Here is a 22,403-nt window from a genome sequence, read left to right as displayed (position 1 = left end):
CTCAGGAGTGCACAGTGGACGATCGCGGCACGACTGCGCCAGATCGGGCGCAGCGGACTTCGAGGGCCGGACCTAATGGATAGCACCAACCCACGCCGCGCGGAACCCCGCAAGACCCGGCAAATCACCCACCGAGAAAACATAATCGCAGGTCAGCTAACCTGCCAAGCCTCCGACTGAAGGTTTCCCCTACGTCCGCTGGGGGGCTCTACCAATTCCGCACCGCTGGACCAGCACTTACGCTCGGCAACCATCCAGGCAGCGGCGCAACCCCGAGGAGTCCGGATGGCCGAGCACGGTTCCACAGTGGACACTCCGAGCACGGGGAGCTCCACGCGGATCATCGCGGTCGAAGCGATCCCGTTCGCCATCCCGTACACCAAACCGCTGAAGTTCGCCTCCGGCGAGGTGCACACCGCGGAGCACGTGCTGATCCGCGTGCACACCGAGGACGGCGTCATCGGTGTGGCCGAAGCACCGCCCCGTCCGTTCACCTACGGCGAGACGCAGGCCGGGATCGTCGCCGTCGTCGACTCGCTCTTCGCACCGCAGGTCACCGGCCTGCGGCTGACCGAACGCGAAGTCGCCCGCGCCCGCCTCGACCGCACCATCGGCAACCCCACCGCCAAGGCCGCCATCGACATGGCGATGTGGGACGCCTTCGGCAAGAGCACCGGCCTCAACGTCACCGACCTGCTCGGCGGCTACACCGACCGGCTCCGGGTCAGCCACATGCTCGGCTTCGACGAGCCCGCGAACATGGTCGCCGAGGCCGAGCGGATGGTGGCGACCTACGGAATCCGCACGTTCAAGGTGAAGGTCGGCCGCCGCCCGGTCGAGCTGGACGTCGCCGTGGTGCGCGCCCTGCGCGAGGCGTTCGGCGACGCCGTGGAGCTCTACATCGACGGCAACCGCGGCTGGACGCCGGCGGAGTCGATGCGCGCGATGCGCCAGCTCGCCGACGTCGACCTGATCTTCGCCGAGGAGCTCTGCCCGGCCGATGACGTGCTCGGCAGGCGCTGGCTGGTCGGCAACCTGGACGTCCCGTTCATCGCCGACGAATCCGCGGTGACCCCGGCCGACATCACCCGCGAGGTCCTCGGCGGCTCGGCCACCGCGATCAGCATCAAGACCGCCCGCACCGGGTTCACCGGCTCGCAGCGCGCGCACCACCTCGCCGAGGGGCTCGGCCTCGAGGTCGTCATGGGCAACCAGATCGACGGCCAGCTGGGCACAGCCTGCACGATCGCCTTCGGCGCCGCCCACCAGCGGACTTCGCACCGCGCGGCGGAGCTCTCCAACTTCCTGGACATGACCGACGACCTGCTCACCGAGCCGCTGCAGATCCGCGACGGCGAGCTGCGGGTCCGGCCAGGTGCCGGGATCGGGGTCGAGATCGACCCGGACAAGCTCGCCCACTACCGCCAGGACTCGTGACCGGCGATCACGACCATCGCCGCGCACGACAACAGGGATGGAGGACCCAGATGAGCGCCGCTGACGAGACCGCCACGGCAGCCGCTTCGGGAGCTGCCGCGACCGAGCGCTTCCACCACGACAAGTCGCCGTACGACGCGGTCAAGGACACCCCGAAGGAGCGCGTCGACCTGCTCGCGCGCGAGGTCATCGGCGCGATCCACGAGACGATCCGCAAGCACCAGGTCACCTACGCCGAGTACAACGCGCTGAAGGCGTGGCTGATCCAGGTCGGCGCGGACGGCGAGTGGCCGCTGTTCCTGGACGTCTGGGTGGAGCACGTGGTCGAGGACGTGGCCACCGCCGACCGCCAGGGCAGCAAGGGCTCGATCGAGGGCCCGTACTACGCCCCGAACGCCCCCGAGCGCGGCGCGGACGGCGACCTGCCGATGCGCGAAGACGAGGCAGGCACCCCGCTGCTGTGGGAAGGCTCGATCACCGCGGTCGACGGCACCCCGCTGGCCGGGACAGTGGAGCTGTGGCACGCCGACTCCGACGGCTTCTACAGCCAGTTCGCCCCGGGCTTGCCGGAGTGGAACCTGCGCGGCACCTTCACCACCGGCGAGGACGGCAAGTTCCGGATCCGCACGATCCAGCCGGCGCCGTACCAGATCCCCACCGACGGGGCCTGCGGCAAGCTGATCGCCGCTGCCGGCTGGCACGCGTGGCGCCCGGCGCACCTGCACGTGAAGGTCTCCGCGCCCGGCCACGAGCAGCTCATCGCGCAGCTGTACTTCCCCGGCGACCCGCACAACGACGACGACATCGCCAACGCGGTGAAGCCGGAGCTGATCCTCTCGCCGGTCTCCCAGGCCGACGGCAGCGCTAAGATCGACTACAGCTTCGTGCTCGACCCGCAGGAGGACTGACCATGCTGTTCCAGGTGCGGATGGACGTGCGGTTGCCGCACGATCTCGACCCGGAGGCCCGGACCGAGATCATCGCCCGGGAGAAGGCGTACGCCCAGGAGCTGCAGCGGTCCGGCAAGTGGCCGCAGATCTGGCGCATCGTCGGCGAGTACGCGAACATCTCGATCTTCGACGTCGAGTCCAACGACGAGCTGCACGCGCTGCTGTCCGGACTGCCGCTGTTCCCGTACATGGACATCCACGTCACGCCACTGGCCAAGCACCCGTCCGACATCAAGGACTGAGTCCACTTCGGACGGTCGGGGTGGGTTCGCCGCAGAACCCACCCCGATATCAATTCCCGCCGAATCCTCCCGCGACGAGCGCCGCTTGCCCTACTGTGGCCGAGTTCCGGAACTCGATTCTCGGGAGCATCGGTTGCGCAAGCTGCTGCGCCGCACTCGTTCCAAGGCCGACTACACGTGGTTCCTGGCGGTCCGCGAATGGCCCGTGCTGGTGTCCGCGCTCGGCGTGCTGCTCGGCGCGATCACCATCCTGCCCAGCGCGGTGGGCGTCGTGATCTCGGTGATCGCGCTGCTGCTCGGAGCCGCGACTTTCGTGCGCGACCTGCGCAACCTGCGGCAGCGGTGGTCCTCCCACGAGTTCTCGCTGATCGCCGCACCGTTCCCGCACGAGGCGCTGCCACCTCCGGCCGCGTACCCGGACGCCGAGTACAGCTACCTGTCCAACCGCGGAACCGCGCTGCTCAGCGACGAGATCGACCGCAGCTTGCGGGAACGCTCCTTCACCGTGCGGATGGCCGACGAGCCCTATCGGCTCCCACCGATCCTGCGTGCCACCGCCCCGCACGTGCTGCCCATCCGGGCCCGCGGGCGCCTGCTGTTCAACGGCCCGGTGGTGGGCATGCGCACCGACCCGCTGCCAGGAGTCGGCGAGGCGGAGATCCAGCTGCACCGCGCCCGGTTCTTCGACTTCCAGTGCTCCAACGAGCTGTGCGCGATGCGCATCACCAACCGGGAGACGGGCGAGGACTTCGACCCGCGCCGCCGCCTGCTGACCGACGCGTCCGGCCGGATCGTCACCCTGGCGGCCAGCGTCCTGTCCGACGTCGTGGGGATCTCCACGTTGGCGATCACCACCGACGGCCTGCTGCTCCTGGTGGGTCAATCCGACCGCAACGCGGCCAGCCCGCTGCTGCAGGCCCCGTCCGGCAGCGGCTCCCTGGAACCCCGCGACCTCGTCGACGCCGACGGCGGCACGCGGAAAACCCTGGCCGACGTCCTGCGAGCAGGCATGGAGCGCGAGTTCTGCGAAGAGACGGGCGTGAGCCCAGACGCCATCGCGGGCACCGAGATGACGGGCTTCGCGCGCTGGATGGAACGCGGCGCGAAACCGGAGTTCTTCGGCCTGACCGAGCTGTCGGTGTCGAGCACCGAAATCCGCGGCACAGCACCGCGAGGCGCGGAGCGCCTGTACAGCTCCGACGTCACCACCCTGGAGATCGATCTCGTCGCGCTGGGCGCCGAACTCCGCGCGGGAACCCCGATCCTCGAAGCCCCGAGCCTCCCACCCGTGATCCGCGACGTCGGTTCCCTCCCGCTCCTCCTCGCCATCCGCGCCGCAGCCCGCCACCGCACCGCCTGACCCCGTCAAAACCGGCGAAATTCTCTTTCGGGCGTCTATCGTGAAGCTCCCGGCGACGAACGGAGCGGTTGGCGCGATGGAGTTCGAGCACCGCCCGTCCGATTCCCCTTACATCGAGCGGGTTTGGAGCAGCAGCGGAGCGGTAGCCCGCATGCACTCCATCGCGTACGCGAACTGGGAACTCGTGACCTGGGAGGACCAAGGGCGCGTGCACGTCGCGGTCCGAGGCCCCGAAACATCGCCGAGCACCGTGGAAGTCGGCGCCGAATCGGCGTCATTCGGGATCGTTTTCGCGCACGGCGCCTCCATGCCGCACCTACCGGTGTCGCAGCTGGTCGACACCGGCGTCCTGTCCTCGCACGTCACGTCGAAGGACTTCGCGATGCGGAACGAAGTGTGGGAGCTGCCCACCTTCGACACGGCCGAGGACTTCGTGAACCGCCTGGTGCGCAGCGGCGTGCTGGTGCGCGACCCGCTCGTGTCCGACGTGCTCGCGGGCGACGAGGCCGCCGGGCTCAGCCCCCGCTCGGTGCAGCGCCGCGTGGTCACCGCGACCGGGTTGACGCAGGGGAAGATCCGGCAGATCGAACGAGCACGACAGGCGGCAGTGCTGCTCGGCGAGGGCGTCTCGGCGCTGGACGTGGTGCACCAGCTCGGCTACTACGACCAGCCGCACATGGCCCGATCGCTCACGAGATTCCTCGGCCGCACCGCCACTGAGCTGCAACAACCCGACGAATCCGAGCCCCTGTCGCTTCTGTACAAGATCGGCGACTGACTCCCCGCATACGGTTTCCGCAATGCCGCACCTCGCGGCTCCGGAACAGGAGAAACCGATGTCGAAGTTCGCCCTGATCTACCAGTACAACCCCACCGAGGCCGGTCCATCCCAGGGCGAGATCGACGAGTGGGTCGCCTACGACAAGGAGGTCCGCGACGCGGGCGTCTTCGTGTACGAGGCCGGCTACCACGACGCCGAAGCATCCCGCACGGTCAGCGTCCGCGACGGCTCGACGATCGTGAACGACGGCGTCGCCCACCCCTCGGAAGCGGTCGTCTCCGGCCTCTACGTCATCGACGTCGCCGACATCAACGCCGCGACCGCCTGGGCCGAGAAGATCCCCACGGCCCGCTACGGCAGCGTCGACATCCGCCCAGTCGTCGAATTCTGAAGCTGACCCCGGGGTTCCTCGCCCTCAAACCGGACCCGCGGGGAGTGCGAATTCCCTACGCTGGCGCGATGATCAGACGCTCCGCCAGGCGGAAAGCGATCAGTCCTGCCGGGTTCCTCCTGGTGATGTTGTGCTTCGGGCTGCCGTTCGTCACGGTGTCCTGCGAGAGCTCGGTCGGGTCGATCAGCGCTGAGATCACTGGCTGGGACCTGGTCTTCGGCGGCAAGGCCACCACGACCGCCACCGGCGACTTCGCTCCGACGGGGCCGGTGCCGACCCCGAGGAATCGGTTCCGCTGCAACCGCTGATGATCGCCTCGTCCACGCTCGTCCTCGTCGGCGTCGCGTCGTCCTGGCTGCGCCAGTGGATCGGGGCCGCTCTCGGCGTCGCGGCTGCCGTACTGCTGATGATCGGCCAGAGCCAGGTGCGCTACGCCCTCCTGGCCGGGATGAAGAAGTCCGACCCCATCCCGGACACGCTCCCCGAGGCCATGTTCCACTCCCGGTTCGGCTACTGGCTGTGCGTGGTGCTCCTGTTCGGCATCGCCACCCACAACATCGTCGAGATGGTCCGGACCCGCCGCACCCCGCCACCGGGCTGAAAAGCGAATCCGGGCCGGGGATTTCTCCATACATTGATCATTTGTCAGCCGGTCCTGCGATGCTGCGCTCCCATGACGGAAAGCAGCGGCATGACCGAACAACAATCCCTGGTGGACGCTGACGGGTTCGCGCGACCGCTTCCTCCCGACCCGCTGAGCCCGGTTCCGGACGAGGTCGAACGCGGGCTGGCGGCTTACCGGGCGGGCGATGTCCGGCAAGCGCAGGCCTCGCTGAGCGCGATCGCCGAATCGGGACGCACCGCCGCCTCCGGGCACGCAGCCATGGCGCTGGCCGGCGTTGAACTCGCCGAGAACGGCCTCAGCGCCGACTGCAAGAAGTGGCTGGAGCAGGTCGTCTCGGGCGAGGACCCCTGGCTGGCCCCCTTGGCCGCGGTGATGCTCGCCCCGGACTTCGAGGCGCACATCGCAGGCTCCGAGTTCTTGCTCGGCCACCTCGCCAGCCAGCTCACCGGAGACCTGGCGGCTGCCCGGAAGGGGTTCGAACAAACCCTCGCCGACGTCGAAGAAGTGAGGGCGGAGTGGGACGAGGACGACGACGACCTCGTGAACACCATCCTGAACCGGCGGGACATCGCCAAAGTCCTCCTGGGCAACGTCCTGATCCAGAGCGGTGACTCGGCCGCGGCCCTCAAACCGCTGAGCCGTTCGCGATCGGCGTGCGACGGCCTGCTCGCGGCCTACGCGGGCCACCTCGAAGGACATGTGCTCATCGAGCAGGACGAGATGGAGCGCGCGAGCGAGGTGCTCTTCTGCGCCGCCGACGAGTCCCACCCGAGCAACTCCGGGACCGAGGCGCTGCTCCCGTGGGTCCTCATCCGCTACGGCGAGCTCCTGGCGGGCAACCCGTGGATGGACATCGTCACCGACCAGGTGGAGGAAAGCGCCGTGAGCGAGGGTTCGGTGATCCGGTACCCCTTCGAATCCGCCGCGCACTTCAAGACGTCGAGCCGGCCCGCACTCGCCGATGTCGGCCTCCACCTGTTCCCCGCGGACTTCGAACCGGTGCACGCAGCCCTTGAGCGTCTGAAGACCTGGAGCGACGAACGGTACGAACGCGCCCGCAGGCTGATCCTCGTGCTCCACGACTTCGTCGAGGACGACCGCGACGAGGAGCGGACGCAAGGCCTGGCAGACCTGCGGAAGGAGCTTGACCTCCCTCGCCTCCACTGAACGCAGCACGCGGCAGCAGAAAGTCCTTTATGGACACCCTCCGGAATCGCTTCGCCGCTCGACGCGAACGAGCGCCTCCCGCACCGCACGAGCCAGCGCTGCGCTGAGCGGCGCCCCGGTGTTCCGCCATGGCCCCAGGGCCTGCACCAGCTGATCGACTCCTATTCGCACTGGTCCAGTTTCCCAGAATTGGACCAGGCGCTGGACCGTCAGGCTCCGTACGGTCTTGATCGCACAGCACGAACGGAGACATGCCATGCACCCGCGACTTGCCACTGACCGCGACGGATTGCCGCACCTGCTGGAGGCCGTTCAGCAGCACGCCGCCGGCGTGCTTTCCCAGCTCTCCGAAAGGAAGGTCGTACCCGCAGCTCCCTTGCCGGAACCGGACCCGCTGTCCGTGCAGGGGGCAGGGCTGCAGACAGCGCTGGAGGAATTCGCCGCCCGCTGGGAACCGGCGCTGTCGGCGAGCGCTGGACCGCGCTATCTCGGATTCGTCATCGGCGGGGCGACGCCCGCCGCGCTGGCCGGCGACTGGATGACCGCGACCTGGGACCAGAACGCCTTTTCGTCCTTGGACGGGGCGGGACAGCACCTGGAGCGCGAGACGATCGGGTGGCTGCGGGCCCTGTTCGGCCTGTCCGACCAGCAGCACGGAACCTTCGTCAGCGGGGCCACCATGTCCAACACCGTCGGCCTCGCGATCGCCCGCGAATGGCTCGGAGAACAGCAGGGCATCTCACCGGCCGAGCACGGAGCGGGCGCGCTCGGCGCCGTACGGGTGCTGTCGGGAGCCGCGCATTCCAGCGTGCCCAAGGGGCTGTCCATGCTCGGACTGGGACGCCGAGCCCTGGTCCAGGTGCCAACCCAGCCCGGACGGGAAGCCGTCGACCTATCGGCGCTGGAGCACACGCTCGCCGAGGGCGAGTCGGACAGCCCGTGCATCGTGATCGCCAACGCGGGCACCGTCAACACTGCCGACTTCGACGACCTGCGTGCCATCGCCGCGCTGCGCGAGCGCTACTCCTTCTGGCTGCACGTGGACGCCGCCTTCGGCGCCTTCGCCGCCCTGTCTCCCGATCACGCGCACCTGGTCGACGGCCTCGACCTGGCCGACTCCATCTGCATCGACCTGCACAAATGGCTGAACGTCTGCTACGACAGCGCCGTGCAGTTCACCCGCCGCCCTGACCTGCAAACGAGTGTCTTCCAGAACGCGGCGGCCTACCTAGGCCCGCTCGGAGACACCCCCGACATGGCCCACCTCACCCCGGAGAACTCCCGTCGCCTGCGCGCCCTCGCCGCTTGGTTCACCCTGCGGGCCTACGGGCAAGACGGCCATCGCGAGATCACCGAGAGGTGCATCGGCTGCGCACACGCCATGGGCGACGCTGTCGACAACACTCCCGGCCTACGACTCCTGGCACCCGTCCGCCTGAACGTCGTCTGCTTCACCCTCACCGATGACCCCACGGTCGAACGGCTCACCGCACTCACCGAGCAGATGGCCGACGAGGCCTTCCTGACTCCGACCGTCCTCGACGGCGTGCCCGCACTGCGAGCCGCCTTCAGCAACTGGCAGACCACCGAAACCGACACCCGCCGAGTGGCCGCGGCGCTGCAAGCCGCGATGCACAACTTGTGAGCCGACGGCCTGACCTGGTCCTAAGTAGACGGTCAAATTCAGCCCGCCACCGCGCCAGCGCTGCGCTCAGGCAAGGGCGAAGGAGACGCGAAAGTTACCTCCTGCCAAGGGTTCTCGCAATACAATCTCAGCGCGGGAGTCACGGAGTGATGGGTGGGCACCATGGTCGTGGACCGGTACGTCCTGGAGCGGGTGCGGCTGTATGCCCAGAACAACCCCAAACGCTATGCGGCGCTGAGTTGCACAATCGGTGGACTGCTGTTTGGAGTCATCACGGCCGTGGCACCGTTCGGCCGCGTTGAGTGGTGGCCGCGACCTTGGCCTGCCATCGTTCTCCAGATCGTCATCGTCGGGGCTTTATGTGGTGGCTGCATGGCGGTGTTCACGTTCCACCTTCTCCGGCGGATGGCACCGCTACCGCCGGATACCGACCCTGCGCGGATGCGCGCTGCGCAACGGCTGGTACGCAAAGGCGTTCTGGGTAGCGATCCAGCAACGAACGCTCTCGCCGCACAACTCGCTGAGCAGGTGCAGTCCGTCCCCCGGTGGAAGAAAGCGACCACCATCGCGCTCCTGGGCCTTACCGCTCTGGAGGCCTTCCTCATGGTGCAGAAGATTAACGACGGCAACGTGGGCGAGGCCGTGTTCTACGGCGCCGGTGCACTCTTCTTCCTGCTGGTGCTGACCGTAGTCCAGCCCCGGGCAGATCGCCTGTACCGCAACGCCGCCAAACTCCGCCAGGCCGTCGCGCACAGCAACGATGCACGCTCCGGCGAGGAAACCGCACATGGATGACAGTGCGATGCTGGCTGCCTTCCTCACCGTCGGCAATCTCGGGACGGCGGTGATGGGGGCCTTGCTGTGGGCGGGGTGATCTCGGCTTCCGGCTGTCCGTACCGCGGACTCGTCATCGTTGGTGAAGGTCCGGCAGCGGGGACAGGCGTTCGTGATCATGTCGATGGGCATGGCTATCGGCAATTTCATCAGATGGCAATGGCCGTTGGGCCAGGAGAATTCTGATCTGCGGTAGACTACTGCTGGCATGCTTGCTGCGATCGCGATAGTTGTCATCGGCACAGTCAAGCTTGTTCGGAATAGTTAGCGGCACCACAAGCAGGCGACCACCTCAAATCCGGACTGAATGGCGCCCAGTGGAGTCAGGACGACCGCAGTTCAGATCTCCATCTCGGCGGCCCCGCAGGGGCCGCCCTTGATCCACAGGTCTTGACTGTTCTTCCCCTCCTCATGCGGCGCCGGGAATACAGATTGTCTGATCTGGATGGATGAGATCGGGGTTGGTGATGTGGTTGTAGTGCGCAAGCTTTTGCCAGGACACACCGTACCGCTGGCCGATCTGCGACAGTGTGTCACCGGACTTCACCGTGTAGGGCGTACACACGTTGGGATGCGCGTCCGGATGCAGGTAGAGAAATTGATCCGGATAGATCTTGTTCGGATCCTGGATACCGTTCCTGCTGGCCAGCATATCCATGTCCACCCCGAACCACTGAGCGATCTCCGAAAGCGTGTCGCCTCGCTGTATCGTGTAAGTTTCACAATCGGCCATCTGTCTTCTCCTTGAGTTCCTGGGGCACGCGCCCAACCTCCTCGTGATGCCAAGAGAACTCCCTAGGGCCACCTGTCAAGCGGAAGTAGGAACCTTGACGGGGATGCAGATGTGCTGACCCGCCTGGATCACATGCGGGTTAGGGATGTGGTTGAAGTGGGCCAAGTCTTCCCATGACGCCTTGTTGGGGCGGGCGGCCTCGAGGTGGTTCTTCTGGGCGATCTCAGACAGGGTGTCCCCGCTCTTGATCTTGTACTGCTTGATCTCCTGGCCATTCTTCGGAAAAAATTTGATCTCAAGGCCGACCGGTATCAAGTCCGGATTCGGGATGTGGTTGAAATCGGCGAGCTCCCGCCATGTGTAGCCGAACCACTTGCCGATGTTCGTGAGATTATCGCCTGATTGCACAGTATACGAACTGCATGAATGTGTGGTTGTCATCTGACTTCTCCTTCGGTTGGCCACCCTGCGGACCCGTTGCCCTCGAGGGGCGGCGACTCACTCCCAGTCCGACACAGACGACGTACCCCGGCAATGGGCCTTCAGGGCCATTGAGGATTCATTTCGGCAGGATCCCCCTTGAAATGCTGAAATCCATTTCTCTCAGGCGGGAGAACCGGATGACGAGGAGCCTCGGTGACCGCACCGACGATCTGGCTCATCACCGAGGACACAGCAAGTGCGGCCTCATGGAAGGCACGCTTCTCGACGAGCTCGATGAACATCGTCGGCTCGACCTCGGCACCCCCAGGCCTGTGACCTGGGGTTTTTGTGGGGCGCCAGGGGATCGAACCCTGAACCCGCGGATTAAAAGTTCAGACTTGTCGATACTTGACGATGAGCGACATTCCCTGTCATGGTAAAGAAAATCGAGCCCTCCAACCGTCCAGTTTGGATGGTCGCTTGAGGTTTTTGACATCATTAAGTGCCCAAACTGCACCGATGATCTTGCTTGGCCGTCGATCAGGACCACAACCAGACAACCCCGTTCGGCGGGCGACCGGACGCAGCCCCCACTCGGGCGGCAAGATGCCCATCTCGGCAGCGTGCCCAGCACCGTTCTTCTACGGCTCGCCCAGGTGACCAGTGGAGTCAGGACGACCGCGGTTCAGATCTCCATCTCGGCGGCTTCTGCGGGGCCGCCCTTGACGAGGCGAAGCTGACTGCCCGGGCGATCGCTGGTCACATCGATCACGCCAGGCCATCGATCACGCAGGATGCATACGTGGACAAGCGCGCCGGCTCCCGCGAGGCCGCCGATATCCTCGATGCGGCGCACAGATCAGGGTGCGACTCGATTTGTGCACGTAAAGTGCACATCGGCTCGCGGGAGATTGCGTACCAAGCCCCTGAACTGGTGTTTGTGGGGCAGGTGGGACTTGAACACTGCACGGGCTGACGGGCTTCGGAACCCATTCGGGTGAGGGGCGAAGAGCGCCCTTGACCGACCTATGCCGTCACAGGCGCCCTTCGCCCACGTCTATCCTTCGGTGCACTCGGGAGGACTTTCGCCTCTGTGCGGGGGCGCTGTGCGGAGGTCGCGTGGGTGTATGGGTGCCTCGGAAGACTTCGAGGGTGGTAGCCGACGAGGGCTGAGCTATGTCCGGATGCCCGCCTTATGACCCGAACAATCCTCAGATCTACCTGCAATACGTGGTGGATATGAAGGCGACCTCTGAGAAACAGGTCGTGGAATTCGCCCTGCGAAAGACCCAGCAGGCTTTGGCTCAGTACGGACCGGGCGTGCACCTCGTCGACGGCCAGTACATCAACTTCGAACAGGTGATCGCCGAACACCAAGCGGAGCTAAAAGAGATCGACACGTTCGTGTCCAATGGTCGCGCCGCCCTGAACCAGGGCCCCGCCGCGATGGAGAAGCTCCTGCTGGACACCCCCTCCAAGCGTGGGATCGTAGAAACAGCAAAGCGGCAAGCCATGCTGCGGCTCTCCATCCCACCGCCGTCCACGACAGAGGTCACGAAGGACGCAGCACCCCAAGCCGCCCGGGTCGCGAAGGACGCAGCACCCCAAGCCGCCCGGAACACCTTGCAGGTCGCGAAGGGCGCAGCACCCCAAGCCGCCCGGGTCGCGAAGGACGCAGCACCCCAAGCCGCCCGGAACACCTTGCAGGTCGCGAAGGGCGCAGCACCCCAGATCGCTGCGCAGGGCGAGGAGGTCATTGCGACGGTCGAGCAGAATGCTCCGCAGATCGCTGCGCAGGCCGAGGGGGTCATTGCGACGGTCGAGCAGAATGCTCCACAGCTCGGCCCACGGGCGTGGCTTACCTACCAGGCCTATCGTGGCGCCTCCGCACTCACGCGCGCTCCGGGTGCGGTCATCGGCGGCGTAGCGGCCCTCGCCGTCAAAATTTATAAGGTGCTCACCCCGCAGGGCTGGATTGCCCTCGGGACAGGAGCGCTCCTGGGCTGGGCGGTCAACGCGGCCGGATTGAACCCGTTGGATGCCCTGAATTCGTCCCCGTCCCCGCCGGTCGTGGAGAAACCAGCCGAGGCGCCGGTTCCGCCCGCTGTAGGGCCGCTCCCGGGTCCCGGGCCGGGCGTGCCACCGAACGAACCATCTCCGGCCGTGCCGTTCAACGCCCCGCCTCCGGTCGTGCCGCCAAACGAGCCACCTGCCCCGGTCAAACAGCCTGCAGATTCCGGTGGTGCCGACCCCCACACGGGCGGCACTCCTAGCGATGGTCGCAAGCCAGTCGCGCCGGTCCCGCCACCCGTCCAGCCGCCGAATGCGCCACCCGCCCCAGTGAACCCGCCACCCGCGGATCCAGGCAGAGCCCACGACCCCAGCACCGGCAGCACCGGCAGCACCGGCAGCACCGGCGGCAGCGACACCGGCAGCGGCAGCGGCGACAACGGATGCACCCAAGGGGTCCGTATGCCGGACTCTTGCGTCCCCAGCGGCGTCAGCGGCAGCGGCGGCAGCGACACCGGCAGCACCGGCGGCAGCGGCGATTCGGGTAACGCCAACGCCCCAAGCACGGGCACAGGCTCTGACAACAGCGGCACCAGTGGTGGCACCGGATCGGGCAATGAGAATGCGCCCAGCCCTGGTACTGGCGGCGCCCACGATCCGAGTCAGGGAACCGGTTCTGGTGGTTCCGACAGCAGTGGCTCCGGCAGCAGTGGCTCCGGCAGCAGTGGCTCCGGCGGCACCCACGATCCCAGCACGGGCACGGGCTCTGACAACAGGGGCACCAACACCAGTGGTGGCACCGGTTCAGGCAACGCAAACGGCACTGGCACTGGGGAGTAACTCAACAACTCTTGTGGGATTCCGACGAAGACGGCGGCGCCCAACACTGACGGCTGCTTCTTGAGAGCACAGTGGAGGCTCGACTCAGGACCACAAGCAGGCAACCCCGTTCGGCGCGCCACGGCTCATCATATGCAGGACGAACAAGAGCACGGCCGTGACAAAGACTGCTCGGTCGGTTGTGTTGGGGATGCTCGGCTACACCGCGCGGAGTGGTGCCATCGATGCGAACCCGACGCGGGAGACGGCGGCGATCACGGGTGGGCGGACGAAGGGGCCTCGGGTGTTGAGCCTGGACGAGCGGGTTGGGCCGCCGGTGGATCCGGGCTTAGTCGGTCAAAGGTCCCCTCACCCGTGGAGCGATCTGCTCGAACGAGGTACCTCGACGGAGCTCGGTGCGGTTGGTGCCGTGGTTCTGAAACTGGCGGCCTGTTGACCGGTCGACGTCATACGATCACTCGTCGTGTTCGAGAACACCGAGGTTGAGCAGCGGTTGATCGAGGCGGCAGTCGCCGGCGAGCTGTTGAACGCCTCCGGGAACCAGTCCGAGCACTGCACGATCGCCGCCAACACTCGGCCCGGCCAGCTCCTCTACCTGTCGAACCTCGTCCTCCGGGCCCTCGGCTGGGCCTTCGCCACCCTCTTCGTCGCCGGATACACCGGCCTCGTCCGCAAGGCGAACCAAATCAGTCCACTACGGACGCCCGGCTGATCTCAAAGTCCTTTTCGGACAGTCATGGGCTTCCGGCCGACGTGCCCATCGGCGCATGCGCCTCCGGATCGCTGCGGCGACCATGAGGATCGGGACGATCGGTGGGAGAAGGGCCAGCGGCCAGTACGCGCCCGCGAGGGCTGGGAGCACCAGCAGCAGCGATCCGAATCCGAGGGTTAAGGTGAGTTCGCCGTCCTGATCACCGTGGGGGTGCCGGATGACCACGGCGACCAGACCTGACACAGCCGCGACCACCACGAGCCGCAGCCCCAGAAGGCGGCCAGTCCCGTGATCGGCGCCAGAATCGCCACCGGGAGGGCGACCACGAGGTAGATCCACGGGCCGACGACGCACACGCGCGCTGCGACGAGAGCCCGGCCATCAGGCCGCTCCTTGGCGCTGGGCGGCTTGCGCCACCACACGATCATCGGCATCCCGACTCCCCCTCCCGGCTCCACCGAACCCCGAAAAAACGAAACCCCAGGTCTGTGACCTGGGGTTTCGTGGGGCGCGGGGGATCAGACCCGGAACCAGCTGATCACGTTCCCATAGTAGGCAGTGCTTGTCGTCATCTGCCGACGCCCTTGGTCACCTGCGCAAACCTCGGGCGCCCAGCTCGCTTCATCTCCGATGACGTCAAGAGGATGCGGGGGCTCAGTCCAGGACTGGCCCCCGCATCGGGCTCGTGAAGGTCTCGCTACAGCCCGCAGGAGCCGCGGTCGAGGCTGAAGAACCTGGCGTTGACCCAGCGACACAGCCAAACCCCGACCATGACACCAGCGATCGTGACCAGAGCGGGCAGGTATCCGCTGGCAACCTGGATGATCGGGATCGCCGGGCAGCCACCCGAGATCGCCCAGCCGGTACCGAACAGCACCGCCCCGGGGATCACGCCACCGTGGATGCGCCCCGGCATGCGGCGGACACCCACCACGGCGAAGACCACCACGATGATCGCCACGGCCCCGGCGAAGGCGTACAGCATGCGCGGGTCCTGGAAGGTGAACATGCGGTTCAGCTCGGCATAGTCGCCGAACCCGATGTTGGTGACGACGAAACCGAGGGTCAACCCGGTAATGATGTTGGCGACGAGCACCGCGCCCTTCGTGCGCATCAGATCACCTTCCACAGTAGAAACGACACGCCAACGGCGGTGCCGAAGAAGACGGCGGTCGCGACGAGGCTGACCGGGCGCAGTCGGCCGCAGCCGCTGAGTCCGTGCCCGGAACTGCAGCCTCCGGCCAGCCGAGTGCCGAAGCCGACGAGGATGCCTCCGCCGAACAGCACGCCGATCATGACGTACGGATCGGCGGTGACGAGTTGGCGGAAACCTTCGCCCATGTCGTAGCGGACCTGGAACCGGCCTGTGCTGACCGCCGCGATCCATCCGCCGATGAAGATCGACAGGAGCAGGGCGGCCTGGGTGACCAGAGGCGCCGAGCGCACGCGCGTGGTCGTTCCCTCATCGTCGACCGCCGGCCCGACGTCCGTGCCATGCTGCTGCACGTCACCGCGCATCGCATCCGGCCGAGTGGGCGCTCCAGCGCTGGCCCCGAACTCCGCGGCAGTCGCCGCGGCGAAAGCCTCTTCGAGCTCGCGGTCATCGGCGAACTGGGCCTCCTGCCGTTCGATGCGGCGTTCCGCGCGCCAGTGCAAGACGCGATCCCATGCCGAGGACACCCCGAAGGACCGATCCGTGATCAGCGTGTAGTTGATGGTGACCAGCGCGAGCCCGATCGCGCCCGCCCACCAGGGCCAATATGTACTCATGAAGCGTCTCTCATCCACTCGGCAAGTCGGGTCCACCAGCGGCGTTTCGAGCCGCGCGTTCGCCTGGGTCGTGCTCCCCGATCCGGGGCTGACGGGGTTCTCGGGGCTGGCGGCGGGGTTCTCGGGACTTGTGGGGTCTGTGATTGCACTGAGGGCTCACGCGGCCGAGCCGGCGCATCGCGCGGCCTGGCCGGTTCCGGTCTCGGCGCAGGTTCGAACCACGCCGCAGTTCCGTTCGCCCCCGAGATGAGAGGTGACGGTGGCGTTGGTTCAGCAGCCGCGGACCGTTCGGCGGCCTTCCGGATGTGCCCCACGTCAGCCCCGTTCGGGAGCAGTGAGATCGGCACGAGCTGGCCCCTGGATGCCAACTTGTGCCGCGCGCATTCGTGCCAACGCTCTTCGCTGTCGCAATAGGACTCGCGCCAGCCACGCAAGCTTGCCTTCAGCAGCGGGAAGAGGGGGCATGTTCGAGCGTGGGAGCAGCCCATATCGCTCCGATCTGACCGGCGCACACCGCCCGGTCGGGGAGGCGGAGTGGCGCGATCTTGTCGTCTTTGTCGTTGCAGAATCCGACCAGTGATCGCATAGCGTCGCGGGGTGCAACTCACCGTGACGCCATTCCCTCCCTCGGATCATTAATCCCATAGGCCACCTAGTGCGTTACGCCCGCAGCACCACTCGACAAAAGGTGAATTTCAATCAGGAAAACACCATGACCAGCGGATTCCTCAGATGCTTACAAAAAACGGCCGAAACGTCAGCCTGTATAGTTGCCCAACCGTGACGCGCGCGTGCCTAAATAGGTATAGGAAAATGTGGGTTTGGTCATATATCAAATCGCGTGGCTATGCCACCCGCCGACCACCGCGCACCTGTAGACGAAACCCAGCGAAGTTACTGCGGCGGACTGACTCACGTGCCACACTCGCCCGCCTTCGCCGACCAAATGGTGCAAGCCGGACAAAGTAGCAGGTTGCGCGCCAGTTGCCGGCATGGCGGAGGGATTGCGTTCGCGCTGCCGAATTGCTTCTGACACAAGGGCGGTTCGGCGTCACGGACGGCTACGATTCTCCCCTCCGCGGCACTGGTACCAGCTTAAACACAATGCGCAATACCGGGCCTGAGCAGTCATCCGTAACGCTTCAACCGTCAGGCCGATAGACCTGGTGAATCTCACACATGTTGTTACAGAAAGTAGCGCCGTAGGTTCCCTGTGCGGCCACACTGGTGGTCGTTACTCCCGAAAGCAAAGGAGTGCTAATGGCCAGCCATGATGACACGGCCTTGACCTACCTCTACGGCCGGTTTTCCCACGCGCGAAGTATGATGACCGACCCAGCATGCAGTCGTGAAAGCCGCCGGGACTGGGCGATGCGCGCAGAAGAGCTACGGCAGTGCCTTCGACGACTGGAATTGTGGCGTTCCGAGAAAGTCGGGAATCGTTACGAAGACGACAACGTGACCGCCTCCGAGATCCTTCCACCCCGAGAATCTGCGAATGCGTAGAAGACCGGGAATCTTCGAGACTTCTGCAGGTCTAGATCCGAGCCGCTGGAGGTCGCAGTTGCAGTGCGGCGGCTCGCCCAAGACGGCCTTCGCGAGCTTGAGCGCTTCGGTGCGCACCCAACCGTCGAGTCTTCCGTGACCCGCGAGCTCTGAGGCCACACCTACGGTCGTCCGCGGTTAGAGCCCAACAGCCCCTGTCGCCTCGAAGAACCCCAGCCGCAAATGACCATTGAGGACAGTCCTTTATGGACACTTGCGGTTGTTTTGCAAGGGAAGGGTGCGGACCCCGTCCACTGGTTCCCGGACTCCACCACAAGCCGGTGAGCCACTGACCGCGACGCGCCCAGCGCCGTACCGGAATGGCTCACCCAGCGGACCGCGTGCAGTCAGGACGTCCGTGGCCCGATTCTGCGGCTCCTGCGGGGCCGCCTGCCTTCCGCTCGCGCCCAACCACGGCCGCCACCCCACTGATCGCGTCCGGTCCGCCGACCGCCTGCCGGGACCGCCGCCAGCCGCACGCCCGGCCGGCGGTCGGTGAGCCGTGCACACGCGATCCCGCAAAAACGAAACCCCAGGTCTGTGACCTGGGGTTTTGGTGGGGCGCCAGGGGATCGAACCCTGAACCCGCGGATTAAAAGTCCGCTGCTCTGCCAGTTGAGCTAACGCCCCGCGTGCCCAAGGTTACAAGGTCCAGACGATCTTGTGCGGGACTGGTGGGCGGTTTCTCCTTCGAGACGGGTCACAGCCCGGACACAGCGTGGGTGATTCACCTGGTCCGGACGCTCCACTAGCTGGTCACGGCCCTGATCGGGGAGTGGGAGTACCGGGTACCGGTTCCCCGGTTGGCTTGATCGACCACAAGTTTGACGAAGGGACGCAACCCCGGTCCGCGGTGCGCGTCTTAGGGGGCAAAGGGCGCGGGGCGCTCAACCTGACACGGAAGGAACATCATGTTGCTGAACCGGACTCGCATGCTGAGTGTTGCTGTTGCACTGGCCGGCGGCGTCGCTCTGCTCAGCGGGTGCGCTCAGGGAGCTACCAACGCGCCTGCGCCGACGCAGGGCACCAACAGCGTCACCAGCGACCAGGCCACCGGCGAGACCGACGCCAAGACCGAGCGGGCCAGCAACGAGACCAGCAGCAAGGACGAGGCCGCCTGCTCGTCCGACAGCTTCAAGGTCGAGCTGAACGTCCAGCCGGGCCGCCCGGGCATCCTGCTGCTGGCGGCCACCAACGAGTCGGAGCAGACCTGCACCGTCAACGGCTACCCCTCGCTGGTCGGCACCGACATGTCGGGTGCGGACATCGACGTGCCGACCAAGCAGGTCGACGTCCCCGGCGCGCCGATCTCCTTCGAGGTCGGCCCGGGGCAGACCGCCTTCGCCGGCGTGAAGATCGAGACGGGCGACAAGAGCGACTCCGACGTCAGGGTCGCCACCGGCTTCAAGGCCTCCATGCCCGACGGTGAGGGTGACGTGAACGCCGACATCGTCATCGACCCGGGCGCCGGCGACTACGCCGAGTTCCCGATCAAGTCGATGGAGATCGGTTCCCTGCAGCCGACCGCCCAGGGCGTCACCGTCTTCTGATCCAAAGCCTGAAGGGCGCTTCTCCGACTCGGCGGAGAAGCGCCCTTCGTCTTGTCAGGCAGCAGTGCAGTTGGCTCGGATCTGGGTGGCCGCTATGTGGGCACCGTCGCCGTCCGCGCCGTTCTGCCAGTCCTCGCCGCGGTTGTGCAGCTTGACCGAGAGCTTGCCCTGATCGATGCGGTGGGTGCCGAGGTCGACCCACTGGCCGCGGTTCGCGACCTGGTCGATGTCCTTGACGCCGATCACGTTCGCGCCACCCTGGTCGAAGCTGTTGAAGATCGAGTAGTGGGCCGCGGTGGCGCCCACGTTGCGGCGGTCGCCGTCGTTGGGGATGTAGACCGTCAACGCGCAGTTGGCCACCTTCAGATCGCCGGAGACGTCGAAGGTCCACTTGGCGAAAACGTCGGAATCCGAGGTGTTGGCCTTCCCGGACATCGGCATGGCGTCGAAACTGCCGCCGCAACCGGCTTCGGTGCTGCCGCCGCTGCGGGAGTACCAGCCCTCGGAGCCCTGCGAGTAGTAGCCGGCCGTCTCGTAGTTCTGCTGCGCGTTGTTCGCGCAGCCCGGCCCGGCGACCCGCGACGCTCCGGTCGGCTGCTCGATCGCCGGCGGGCCGGGGTTCTGCTCGGGGGTTTCGGGTTCGGTCCTGGCCGGTTCGCCCTCGTCGGCCGGCAGCGCCTCGACCCGTGTTTCCGGCGGCGGCTCCTGAGCCGACAACAGGGGGCCGTTGCCGGGCGCTTGCGGCTCAGGCGCGTTCATGCCGATCGCGACGTGATCGTCCTCGCGGTCACCGGTCATCAGCAGCGCGATCACGAACGGCACCGACACCAGGACGATGGCCGCCGCTGCCAGGGCGATCAGCGAGAACTTCGACGGCAGGCCGACGCCCTTGGCCGGGCTCGGGTCAGCGGGCGCGGGCTGCGGCGGCTGCGCGGTGCCGGACAGGGACGCCAGCGGGACCTCTTCGTAGGAAGGCTCGGCGGGCTTGGCCTGTTCAACCGGGTCCACCGGGGTGCCTTCCGCCGGGACGTAGATCCGCAGTTCCGGCGGCAGCGATTCCAGGGATTCGTCCTCCGGTCCGCGATTCCGGTCAGTTTCCGACGCCACTCGTATCACTAACTCCAGAAATCCGGGACCGGCGCCGATCCCCGAACCGGACACCGCTTTCCGTTCAGTACCTTATACTTTGGCCCGTTCTGGGGGAAACCTGCGCGGGGGGAACCTTCATCGAACGTGAACAATCCGTTGCCGCGAACAGAAATGAAGGCCATGCGAGACCTCCTCTTCGTCGCACTCGTCTCGCTCTGGTGCTCGGTGGCCGTCGGGCTGCTCGGCGCCGTGGTCCTGTGGTTGATGCGCCGCAGTTCACTGGTCGTGATGATGATGGTGCTCTCCGTGGTGACCGTCATCGAGATCGCTTTCACCTTCGCCGCGCTGGGTTTCCTCGGGGTGTTCACCGAGCAGGCGATGATCGCCGTGCTGCTGGCCTGCATCCCGACCACCACGGTGTCGCTGGCACTGTGCCTGCTGCTCGGCGCGCGGATCCTGAACGGCAGTCGGAGCCTCGCGCGTGCCACCCGAACCATGGGCGAGGACGGGCGGTTCGCTGCGCCCGCGCAGTCCGGCTCGGCGGAACTCGCCGTCCTCACGCAGGAACTCGCCGCGACCAGCGCGGCGCTGACCGCTTCGCGTGAGCAGGAGCGGGTTTTGGAGTCCTCGCGGCGGCAGCTCATCGCCTGGGTCTCGCACGACCTGCGCACACCGCTGGCCGGACTGCGGGCCATGACCGAGGCGCTGCAGGACGGCATGGCCCGCGACCAGGGCCGCTACCTGGGGCTGATCCTCCAGGAGACGCAGCGGCTGGACCAGCTGGTCGGCGACCTGTTCGACCTGTCGCGCATCCAGTCCAACTCGCTGACGCTGTCGCTGACGCCGGTGTCGCTGCCGGACCTGATCAACGACGCGGTGACCGCCATCGAGCCGCAGGCGCGCAACCGCGGGGTCCGGCTGGTGCCCGGCGGCATCGAGTCCCTCGACGTCCGGGTGGACGTCCGGCAGATCAACCGGGTGCTGGGCAACCTGCTCGGCAACGCCGTCCGGCACACCCGCCCCGGCGGTGCGGTGACGGTGTCCACGCGGTCCGCGGACGGGATGGCTGTGCTGTCCATTTCGGACGCTTGCGGCGGGATTCCGCGGGAGGACCTGGCGAAGGTCTTCGAACCCGGTTGGCGCGGCACGCCGGCACGCCCGTCCGGCAAGGACGTCGGCGGCGGGCTGGGCCTGGCCATCGTGCGCGGAATCGTCGAGGCGCACCACGGCGCGGTGGCGGTGGACAACATCGAGGGCGGCTGCCGCTTCACCGCCACCATCCCACTCGCGGCCTGAGCTTCCACCACGCCACAGCGTGTCGGGCCGGGTGCCAGTCTTGTCCAAGAAGCCGGTTTGGGTTCTTGTCTGCCACCCGCACCGCTACGCAAAACGAGTTCGTCAGACAGGTTTGCACTCAGGCAGCCGTTAGAAGGGGTTCCCTTCGGACCACGCCGAGCTCGATGGCCTTGCGGGTCAGTTCGGCCTTGTTCCGGACTTCGAGCTTCGCTCGGATGCGCTTGACGTAGGTGTCGACGGTCGCGGCGGACAGGCCCATCCGGCGGGCCGCCTGCGAGTGCGTATAGCCGTCGGCGATCCAGCGCAGGACCTCCTGCTCGCGGCGGGTCAGCAGCTGCTGCACCGGCTCGGCCTCGGCGCTGACGCCGGTGAGGGCCGCCCTGGAACCGGACGTCACGTACACCGCGCCACGGGCCACCGCGGCCAGCGCGTCGTGAAATTCCTGCTGGTCGCAGCCGGTTCCGAGGAAGCCCAGGGCGCCGGCGCGCAGCAGCTCCGGGACCCGGTCGAACGCCTGCTCCGGCAGGACCACCAGCACCCGGTAAGAGCGGCTGAGCCGGGACACGCAGTGCTGCAGCTGCTCGATCGGCGTGGCCCCGCCGAAGGCAAGGACCGCGACGTCGGCGAGCGAGCGCTGCGGGGCCTCGCCCAGCATCCGGGTGACCTTCTCCTGCAGTTCCGGTCGGTCGGCGAACACCGTGACTTCCGAAAGCACGCGCATCAGCAAGGCGATTCACTCCCACACTTCGCCGGTTCGCGCCGGAGCACAGGCACCATCGACTGTTCGTCGCGATACGGCGGAAATTGTTCGGGGCCGTGGTCTTACCGGCCATTTTCGGACACCGGGAACGCTACCGATGCGAACGTCGCCTGCGAAGAGTTGTCGAGCAGCTGTAAGGGATGGTCGGTGCACCACGACGTCGCCATCGCCGACCGGATGGAAGCCGAGACGCAGGCCGAGCAGCGCTGCGCCGTGTACGCCGAGCAGGCCACCGGCCTGGCC

General features: G+C 66.7%; 24 protein-coding genes and 1 tRNA gene. 15 read left to right on the top strand and 10 right to left on the bottom strand.

Features of this window, described 5'->3' with window-relative positions:
- The first annotated feature begins 285 nt into the window (after window positions 1-285).
- From ACWCO2_RS06530 to ACWCO2_RS06480, 11 genes are all read left to right on the top strand, one after another.
- Window positions 286-1,437: a mandelate racemase/muconate lactonizing enzyme family protein gene (locus ACWCO2_RS06530; protein ID WP_450126699.1), complete on the top strand. Its 1,152-nt coding sequence runs from the start codon at window positions 286-288 to the stop codon at window positions 1,435-1,437.
- Between the two features lie 50 nt (window positions 1,438-1,487).
- The gene (gene catA / locus ACWCO2_RS06525; protein WP_450126698.1) at window positions 1,488-2,345 is read left to right on the top strand and encodes a catechol 1,2-dioxygenase; all 858 of its coding nucleotides are present in this window, start codon (window positions 1,488-1,490) and stop codon (window positions 2,343-2,345) included.
- A 2-nt stretch (window positions 2,346-2,347) separates the two neighbouring features.
- Window positions 2,348-2,629: a muconolactone Delta-isomerase gene (catC, locus tag ACWCO2_RS06520; RefSeq protein ID WP_450126697.1), complete on the top strand. Its 282-nt coding sequence runs from the start codon at window positions 2,348-2,350 to the stop codon at window positions 2,627-2,629.
- A gap of 133 nt (window positions 2,630-2,762) precedes the next feature.
- Window positions 2,763-3,989, top strand: coding sequence for a hypothetical protein (locus tag ACWCO2_RS06515; protein WP_450126696.1), 1,227 nt, complete (start codon window positions 2,763-2,765; stop codon window positions 3,987-3,989).
- A gap of 76 nt (window positions 3,990-4,065) precedes the next feature.
- Window positions 4,066-4,767 (top strand): helix-turn-helix domain-containing protein, encoded by a 702-nt coding sequence (locus ACWCO2_RS06510; protein ID WP_450126695.1) that lies wholly within the window; start codon window positions 4,066-4,068, stop codon window positions 4,765-4,767.
- A gap of 58 nt (window positions 4,768-4,825) precedes the next feature.
- Window positions 4,826-5,161, top strand: a complete 336-nt coding sequence (locus tag ACWCO2_RS06505) for a YciI family protein (RefSeq protein WP_450126694.1) — start codon at window positions 4,826-4,828, stop codon at window positions 5,159-5,161.
- A gap of 68 nt (window positions 5,162-5,229) precedes the next feature.
- Window positions 5,230-5,469, top strand: a complete 240-nt coding sequence (locus ACWCO2_RS06500) for a hypothetical protein (RefSeq protein ID WP_450126693.1) — start codon at window positions 5,230-5,232, stop codon at window positions 5,467-5,469.
- On the top strand, window positions 5,469-5,762 hold the full coding sequence (locus ACWCO2_RS06495) for a hypothetical protein (RefSeq protein ID WP_450126692.1): 294 nt from the start codon (window positions 5,469-5,471) through the stop codon (window positions 5,760-5,762). Before ACWCO2_RS06500 ends, ACWCO2_RS06495 begins: the two co-directional genes overlap by 1 nt.
- A 72-nt stretch (window positions 5,763-5,834) precedes the next feature.
- Window positions 5,835-6,953, top strand: a complete 1,119-nt coding sequence (locus tag ACWCO2_RS06490) for a hypothetical protein (RefSeq protein ID WP_450126691.1) — start codon at window positions 5,835-5,837, stop codon at window positions 6,951-6,953.
- A gap of 256 nt (window positions 6,954-7,209) precedes the next feature.
- Window positions 7,210-8,598: a pyridoxal phosphate-dependent decarboxylase family protein gene (locus ACWCO2_RS06485; RefSeq protein WP_450126690.1), complete on the top strand. Its 1,389-nt coding sequence runs from the start codon at window positions 7,210-7,212 to the stop codon at window positions 8,596-8,598.
- 153 nt (window positions 8,599-8,751) lie between these two features.
- The gene (locus tag ACWCO2_RS06480) at window positions 8,752-9,393 is read left to right on the top strand and encodes a hypothetical protein (protein ID WP_450126689.1); all 642 of its coding nucleotides are present in this window, start codon (window positions 8,752-8,754) and stop codon (window positions 9,391-9,393) included.
- 448 nt (window positions 9,394-9,841) lie between these two features.
- Here the strand turns inward: ACWCO2_RS06480 and ACWCO2_RS06475 are convergent, their stop codons facing one another.
- The 4 genes from ACWCO2_RS06475 to ACWCO2_RS06460 form a co-directional block, all read right to left on the bottom strand.
- Window positions 9,842-10,165, bottom strand: a complete 324-nt coding sequence (locus ACWCO2_RS06475) for a LysM peptidoglycan-binding domain-containing protein (protein WP_450126688.1) — start codon at window positions 10,163-10,165, stop codon at window positions 9,842-9,844.
- A gap of 75 nt (window positions 10,166-10,240) precedes the next feature.
- A complete protein-coding gene (locus ACWCO2_RS06470; RefSeq protein WP_450126687.1) occupies window positions 10,241-10,606 on the bottom strand; it encodes a LysM peptidoglycan-binding domain-containing protein in 366 nt (121 codons plus the stop codon).
- A gap of 101 nt (window positions 10,607-10,707) precedes the next feature.
- Window positions 10,708-10,890 carry a hypothetical protein gene (locus ACWCO2_RS06465; RefSeq protein WP_450126686.1) on the bottom strand — a complete coding sequence of 61 codons (183 nt, stop codon included), beginning with the start codon at window positions 10,888-10,890 and terminating at the stop codon, window positions 10,708-10,710.
- A gap of 383 nt (window positions 10,891-11,273) precedes the next feature.
- Window positions 11,274-11,444: a hypothetical protein gene (locus ACWCO2_RS06460; RefSeq protein ID WP_450126685.1), complete on the bottom strand. Its 171-nt coding sequence runs from the start codon at window positions 11,442-11,444 to the stop codon at window positions 11,274-11,276.
- Between the two features lie 320 nt (window positions 11,445-11,764).
- Here ACWCO2_RS06460 and ACWCO2_RS06455 point away from each other — a divergent pair, with 320 nt between their 5' ends.
- Together ACWCO2_RS06455 and ACWCO2_RS06450 are read left to right on the top strand one after the other, a co-directional pair.
- Window positions 11,765-13,438 (top strand): hypothetical protein, encoded by a 1,674-nt coding sequence (locus ACWCO2_RS06455; RefSeq protein WP_450126684.1) that lies wholly within the window; start codon window positions 11,765-11,767, stop codon window positions 13,436-13,438.
- A gap of 463 nt (window positions 13,439-13,901) precedes the next feature.
- Window positions 13,902-14,150, top strand: a complete 249-nt coding sequence (locus ACWCO2_RS06450; RefSeq protein ID WP_450126683.1) for a hypothetical protein — start codon at window positions 13,902-13,904, stop codon at window positions 14,148-14,150.
- Between the two features lie 176 nt (window positions 14,151-14,326).
- Here ACWCO2_RS06450 and ACWCO2_RS06445 read toward each other — a convergent pair whose 3' ends face one another.
- From ACWCO2_RS06445 to ACWCO2_RS06430, 4 genes are all read right to left on the bottom strand, one after another.
- Window positions 14,327-14,584 (bottom strand): hypothetical protein, encoded by a 258-nt coding sequence (locus ACWCO2_RS06445; protein ID WP_450126682.1) that lies wholly within the window; start codon window positions 14,582-14,584, stop codon window positions 14,327-14,329.
- A 263-nt stretch (window positions 14,585-14,847) separates the two neighbouring features.
- Window positions 14,848-15,264, bottom strand: coding sequence for a YeeE/YedE thiosulfate transporter family protein (locus tag ACWCO2_RS06440; protein ID WP_450126681.1), 417 nt, complete (start codon window positions 15,262-15,264; stop codon window positions 14,848-14,850).
- On the bottom strand, window positions 15,264-15,920 hold the full coding sequence (locus ACWCO2_RS06435; protein WP_450126858.1) for a YeeE/YedE family protein: 657 nt from the start codon (window positions 15,918-15,920) through the stop codon (window positions 15,264-15,266). Before ACWCO2_RS06435 ends, ACWCO2_RS06440 begins: the two co-directional genes overlap by 1 nt.
- A 2,099-nt stretch (window positions 15,921-18,019) precedes the next feature.
- Window positions 18,020-18,095 (bottom strand) — tRNA-Lys (locus tag ACWCO2_RS06430).
- Window positions 18,096-18,376: 281 nt separating this feature from the next.
- Here ACWCO2_RS06430 and ACWCO2_RS06425 point away from each other — a divergent pair.
- A complete protein-coding gene (locus ACWCO2_RS06425) occupies window positions 18,377-19,015 on the top strand; it encodes a DUF4232 domain-containing protein (protein WP_450126680.1) in 639 nt (212 codons plus the stop codon).
- Between the two features lie 54 nt (window positions 19,016-19,069).
- On the opposite strand, the gene ACWCO2_RS06420 is transcribed toward ACWCO2_RS06425, so the two are convergent.
- Entirely contained in the window at window positions 19,070-20,122 is a 1,053-nt protein-coding gene (locus ACWCO2_RS06420; RefSeq protein ID WP_450126679.1) for a hypothetical protein, read from the bottom strand.
- Between the two features lie 162 nt (window positions 20,123-20,284).
- Between ACWCO2_RS06420 and ACWCO2_RS06415 the strand changes: the two genes are divergently transcribed.
- Window positions 20,285-21,400: a sensor histidine kinase gene (locus ACWCO2_RS06415; RefSeq protein ID WP_450126678.1), complete on the top strand. Its 1,116-nt coding sequence runs from the start codon at window positions 20,285-20,287 to the stop codon at window positions 21,398-21,400.
- A gap of 118 nt (window positions 21,401-21,518) precedes the next feature.
- Here the strand turns inward: ACWCO2_RS06415 and ACWCO2_RS06410 are convergent, their stop codons facing one another.
- Entirely contained in the window at window positions 21,519-22,121 is a 603-nt protein-coding gene (locus ACWCO2_RS06410; protein WP_450126677.1) for a response regulator transcription factor, read from the bottom strand.
- Between the last annotated feature and the right edge of the window lie 282 nt (window positions 22,122-22,403).

The organism is Saccharopolyspora sp. NPDC002376 (genome assembly GCF_053593195.1).
The sequence above is the reverse complement of the archived record's forward strand: the minus strand, read 5'-3'. Positions and strand labels throughout refer to the sequence as shown.